This is a genomic window from Arthrobacter sp. JCM 19049, from assembly GCF_001310435.1.
Genome location: NZ_BAXF01000173.1, coordinates 1 through 4,267, shown reverse-complemented (window position 1 = coordinate 4,267; position 4,267 = coordinate 1). Strand labels below are relative to the sequence as shown.

The window sequence follows — 4,267 nt, the reverse complement described above, 5'->3', positions numbered from 1 at the left end:
CCCGCACCAGCGCCAGACCGATCCCGGAGCCGGGCATGTCCCGGGCGTTGGAGGCGCGGGCCAGCTCCTCCAGCACCAGGTCCTGTTCCTCCTCCGGGATCCCGCGACCGGTGTCGGCAATGTCAATGATGAGCGAGCCATCCAGTTCCTGGGCGGTGATCTCGATGCTGTCCCCGGCCGACGAGTACTTGATGGCGTTGCTCAACAGGTTGTGCAGGCTCAGGCGCAGCAGGTCCGGGTCGCCTGAATTGCCGGCAGCGGCCATGGAGCCTTGGCAGGTGCAGGGAGATCCGGCGTTGTTCGGCGTCCCGGCCCTGGGGTCCTTCGTCCGTGTCATCCAGCACGTCACGCAACAGCTGTTCCACGTCCACTGAACGCGTTCAAGTTGGGCGACCTCCAGCTCGGCCAGCCCGCGCAGGTCCCCAACCATCCGGGAAAGCCGCCGGGCTTGGTCGCCCTCGGAGGTGATCTTGGCCCGCAGGTCCTGGATTTGCCGCTCGGTGCTGCGGCGCTGGCGCAGCACCAGGGCCGCAGCCGGTGAAGGCCGCGGCCCCAAGGACCAGCGGCACCAGCCACAGCGGCATGAGGATGGACAGGTCCAATCCGCCGGCCAAGAAGAACAGCAGGATCGCGGCCGCCAGGGCGAGCACCGGGATGCTGAACAACGCGGACAACAGTACGCGCTGGGCCCCGTCGGCGGCACGGCGGCCGGTGTCGATGGTGGTCCGTACCCTAGCCACGGCGCACCTGCGCGGCCAGGCGGTACCCGTGGCCGGGCACCGTTTCAATCAGGGTGGGGGCCGCAGCATCATCACCAAAGGAGCGGCGGATCTCGGCGATCCGGTGGTCCACCGCACGGGTGGAGACAGCGAATTCAAAGCCCCACAGGGTTTCGAGCAGCCGTTCACGGCTGTGCACCTCGTCGGGCCGGGCCAACAGGTATTCCAGCAGCGTCAGCGCCTTGGGCGTCAAGGTGACCTCGACCCCCGAATTCCATAGCCGCCGCGCCGAGCGGTCCAGTTTTAACGTGCCCCCGGCGTGTTCGGCCACCAGCACCTGGGCGCTGCCCAGCGACTGGGTGGCGGACTGCAGGCGGCGCAGCACCGCCCGGATCCTGGAGAGCAGCTCCTGCGGGGCGAAGGGCTTGTTCAGGTAGTCATCGGCTCCCTCGTCCAGCGCCGCCGAACGTTCGTCGGCCTCCCCGACCACTGTCAAGAGGATCACCGGGGTCCAGTCCTCGCGTTCACGCAGGGTGCGCAGCAGCGCCCTGCCATCCAGGTAGGGCATCATCACATCCGAGACGATGACCGACACCGGTTGGCTCTCCAGCAGCTGCAGTGCCTCGGCGCCGTTGCCGGCGGTGTGCACCTCCAGTCCGCTGCGGCGCAGGTAGCCGCCCAGGGTGGCCAAAATGTCCTGCTCGTCATCAACGAGCAGGACCGAGGCGCCGTCGCTAGCGGTCATGGGCGAAGTTTCCTTACCGGTGGGCGGGTGGTGGACAGGGTCCCAGCCTATTGAGCTTGCGGCCTAGAGATCCAGTTCGGCGCTGCCCACCGCGTCGTGGCGCAACACGTTCTTGGGCCCGTGGTTCTCCACATCCGGGTCATCCTCATAGGCCGGATCCCAGCCCACGTGGTTGCCCGAACCGCTGACCTCCACGTTGTCCAGGTCCTGCACCGCGATGACGTTGTTGTTCCCGCGCACGATCAGGTCATCAATCTCGGTGGCGGCAATCACCAGGTTGTCCCCGCTGACCACCACGTCGTCACAGTCGCCGGTGATGCTGATGACCGTGTTCTTGTCCTTGATGTACAGGTCATCGGCGTCGTTCTGGCCATGATCCTCATCCAGGCACTCCAGCTTCCTGGCGGCGTTGGAATTGATGCTCTTGAAGATTTCCGAGAAGCTCGCCTCCTGGGCGCCCGTCGCGGCGGGGCTGGGAAGAGGTGGCCGCCGGGGCGGAGGAGCTGGGGCTCGGCTGCGCGGTGGGGGACTGAGTGCCCTGCTCCGGGGCCGAGGGGCTGGTGATCGGTCCGCTGGAGGTTTCGGTGCCGTTTTCCGGTTGCACGCTCACACAACCGCTCAACGCGGCGGAGGCGAGCAGGAGGACCGCCAGCGAGAGCCCCGCGCTATGCATTGTCTTCTTTTCCACGGTGAACGACTCCTTATCGTCAAGGCGGGGATCCCGCCAAAATCAATCTTTCTACTTGAGCCTATGGGGTTTCGGTCCAGGGCAGGTCGCACCGCTGTTTCAGGGTTGTCGCAGTTTTGCGACAGGCAATCTTCACGCAGATAGCGGGCCGCAGACGAAAAGCGGCTGGCACCAGTGTCCTGATGCCAGCCGCGCCGACCATCTGCCGGTCACACCCGTAGGCAGGTGGAGGCGGTAGCCGTGGGTTTTTCGGGGCCTACGATTCGTCGGCGTGCGCCGGGGTTGCGGTCGCCGCGCCTGGTGGGTGGCGCCGCCCTCATCGGTCCAGTCCTGACCGATGTCACCGGAGAGCTTGGGGTCCGAGACGTGGTCCTTCAGCTTGGCGTCCTGCTCGTTGGCCTTGTCCTGGTTGTTCGAGGTGTTCTGCATGAGCCGTCCTCCTGATTCCGTGTGGTTGATTCAGCATCCGCGCCGGTCCGGTGTCCGCCCGGCGGGCAGATCCGGCGTTGGCCCGGTTCTAGCGTTCCGGCTGGGTTTCCGGTTCCGGTGGCGGTGGCGGGGCAGTGGGATCCAGCGGCGGCTGGGTCGGCCCGGTCGGGTCGGTGTGCGGTTCCGGTGGGGCCGTGGGGTCGCTGGGCGGTTCCATGGGCCCGGTCGGGTCATGCGGGGTGACCGGTGGCTCGGTGGGATGTCGGTGTCCGAACATTGTGTCCCTCCTTCGTTCTGCGGCGATCCAGCGGCGGCGGCTGCCGCCCCCCTGGTGCCGGAATCGATTGGACTAGCCACGATACTGCCCGGCCCGCAGCCAACCCGCATCCAAAAGTGCATTCCATGGGGATTGCCAGTATTGGCCAAAGGCGTTCCCAGCAGGCCCTTCCCTGCCTGCTTCCGCAGGAACGCGCGGCTTGTGGAACGGTGGAGGAGGTGAACAACCGGGTAAAACCTTGGAAGCAGGTGAAAGAACGGGACCGAGGTACACATCCCGGGCGCGGAGGGTTAGAGTTCAAATTAGGGCCCTTGGCCGTAACCGCCAAGGGTTGTTGGAAAGCAAGTTGAAGTGACCACCTGAAGGGGGAGCAAACCTTGTCTGATTCCGTAAAGAAGACACCAGCAGGGAAGACCAAGCGGGAAAACGCCGAGAACGGTTTCGTCGCCACCGAGGAGCTGCGTGATGCCCTGCAGTCGGTCCTGGTGAACCTGATCGACTTGCAGCTTGTGGGCAAGCAGGCGCACTGGAACATTGTGGGCCCGAACTTCCGCGACCTGCACCTGAACCTGGACGAGGTCGTGGACATCGCCCGCAAGGGTTCAGACGAGATCGCCGAACGTATGCGGGCATTGCACGCCACCCCGGACGCTGGTGGGCACCGTATCGAAGTACACCGAGCTGGAGCAGCCCACGAACGGCGAGATTCTGACCACCAAGGCCGTGGACCTGATGGTCGACGCCGTGCAGACCACGGTGGGAGTCATGCGCCGGGTGCATGACGCAGTGGATGAGGCCGACCCGACCTCGGCTGACATCCTGCATGAGTACATCTCGCAACTGGAACAGCAGGCCTGGTTCATCAGCGCCGAAAACCGCAAGCCATAACCCGGTCCGGTTTTCCGGCTCTGGCCGGCGGCCAGTTTTTCGCGGCACGTCCCCTCGTGGGGCGTGCCGCTCGCCGTCTGCGCAAGTTGTCATCCGCACCAGAGCCGGCCGTGGGGCCTTAGCGCCCCAGCAGCGCGCGTGATTCCAGGCCCGCCAGATAGTCCGCGAACCCGCCCTGCAGGCGACCGGTCAGCCGGCCGGAGGTGACCACCGGGATCTGGGCGGTGGCGTGCAGCCGGGCACCGGCCGCCCGCAGCCGGCGCACCAGGCTCACATCCTCATGCGCGGTGACCGGTTCAAATCCGCCGGCGCGCAGGTAGTGGGCGGCATTGAACGCCAGGTTTGCCCCATGTACATGCCCGTGACCGGGTTCGGGACGGTAGTGCCGCCGCCACTGCCGGTAGCGGTGGGGTTCCAACTCCTTCTCATCGGGTTGCACAGTGCCCAGCACCGCGTCCGCGCCCCGGGCCGCGGCCAGCAGCACCGTCAGCCAGTTGACCGGCACCCGGCTGTCGGCGTCG

6 protein-coding genes and 2 pseudogenes are annotated in these 4,267 nt (G+C 66.3%); 1 reads left to right on the top strand and 7 read right to left on the bottom strand.

The features are described from left to right. The 6 genes from JCM19049_RS08830 to JCM19049_RS08810 form a co-directional block, all read right to left on the bottom strand. On the bottom strand, positions 1–523 hold a 523-nt coding region (locus tag JCM19049_RS08830; RefSeq protein ID WP_279402800.1), incomplete at its 3' end, for a sensor histidine kinase. A 209-nt stretch (positions 524–732) separates the two neighbouring features. Continuing rightward, positions 733–1,464: a response regulator transcription factor gene (locus JCM19049_RS08825; protein ID WP_054821406.1), complete on the bottom strand. Its 732-nt coding sequence runs from the start codon at positions 1,462–1,464 to the stop codon at positions 733–735. A 63-nt stretch (positions 1,465–1,527) separates the two neighbouring features. Then, positions 1,528–1,788, bottom strand: a complete 261-nt coding sequence (locus tag JCM19049_RS08820; RefSeq protein WP_279402801.1) for a DUF3060 domain-containing protein — start codon at positions 1,786–1,788, stop codon at positions 1,528–1,530. Positions 1,789–1,843: 55 nt separating this feature from the next. Then, entirely contained in the window at positions 1,844–2,137 is a 294-nt protein-coding gene (locus tag JCM19049_RS19655; protein WP_279402799.1) for a hypothetical protein, read from the bottom strand. Between the two features lie 147 nt (positions 2,138–2,284). Beyond that, positions 2,285–2,581 carry a hypothetical protein gene (locus JCM19049_RS08815; RefSeq protein WP_054821404.1) on the bottom strand — a complete coding sequence of 99 codons (297 nt, stop codon included), beginning with the start codon at positions 2,579–2,581 and terminating at the stop codon, positions 2,285–2,287. A gap of 88 nt (positions 2,582–2,669) precedes the next feature. Beyond that, positions 2,670–2,858: a hypothetical protein gene (locus JCM19049_RS08810; RefSeq protein ID WP_054821403.1), complete on the bottom strand. Its 189-nt coding sequence runs from the start codon at positions 2,856–2,858 to the stop codon at positions 2,670–2,672. A gap of 377 nt (positions 2,859–3,235) precedes the next feature. Here JCM19049_RS08810 and JCM19049_RS08805 point away from each other — a divergent pair. Continuing rightward, a pseudogene (locus JCM19049_RS08805) lies at positions 3,236–3,746 on the top strand (Dps family protein). 118 nt (positions 3,747–3,864) lie between these two features. Here JCM19049_RS08805 and JCM19049_RS08800 read toward each other — a convergent pair. Further along, positions 3,865–4,267, bottom strand: a pseudogene (locus JCM19049_RS08800) (glycosyl transferase); the annotation flags it as partial.

What these genes read in the sequence shown, in the direction of transcription:
- JCM19049_RS08825 (WP_054821406.1), bottom strand. Translation starts at nt 1,464, where the DNA reads ATGACCGCTAGCGACGGCGCCTCGGTCCTGCTCGTTGATGACGAGCAG.
- JCM19049_RS19655 (WP_279402799.1), bottom strand. Translation starts at nt 2,137, where the DNA reads ATGCATAGCGCGGGGCTCTCGCTGGCGGTCCTCCTGCTCGCCTCCGCC.
- JCM19049_RS08815 (WP_054821404.1), bottom strand. Translation starts at nt 2,581, where the DNA reads ATGCAGAACACCTCGAACAACCAGGACAAGGCCAACGAGCAGGACGCC.
- JCM19049_RS08810 (WP_054821403.1), bottom strand. Translation starts at nt 2,858, where the DNA reads ATGTTCGGACACCGACATCCCACCGAGCCACCGGTCACCCCGCATGAC.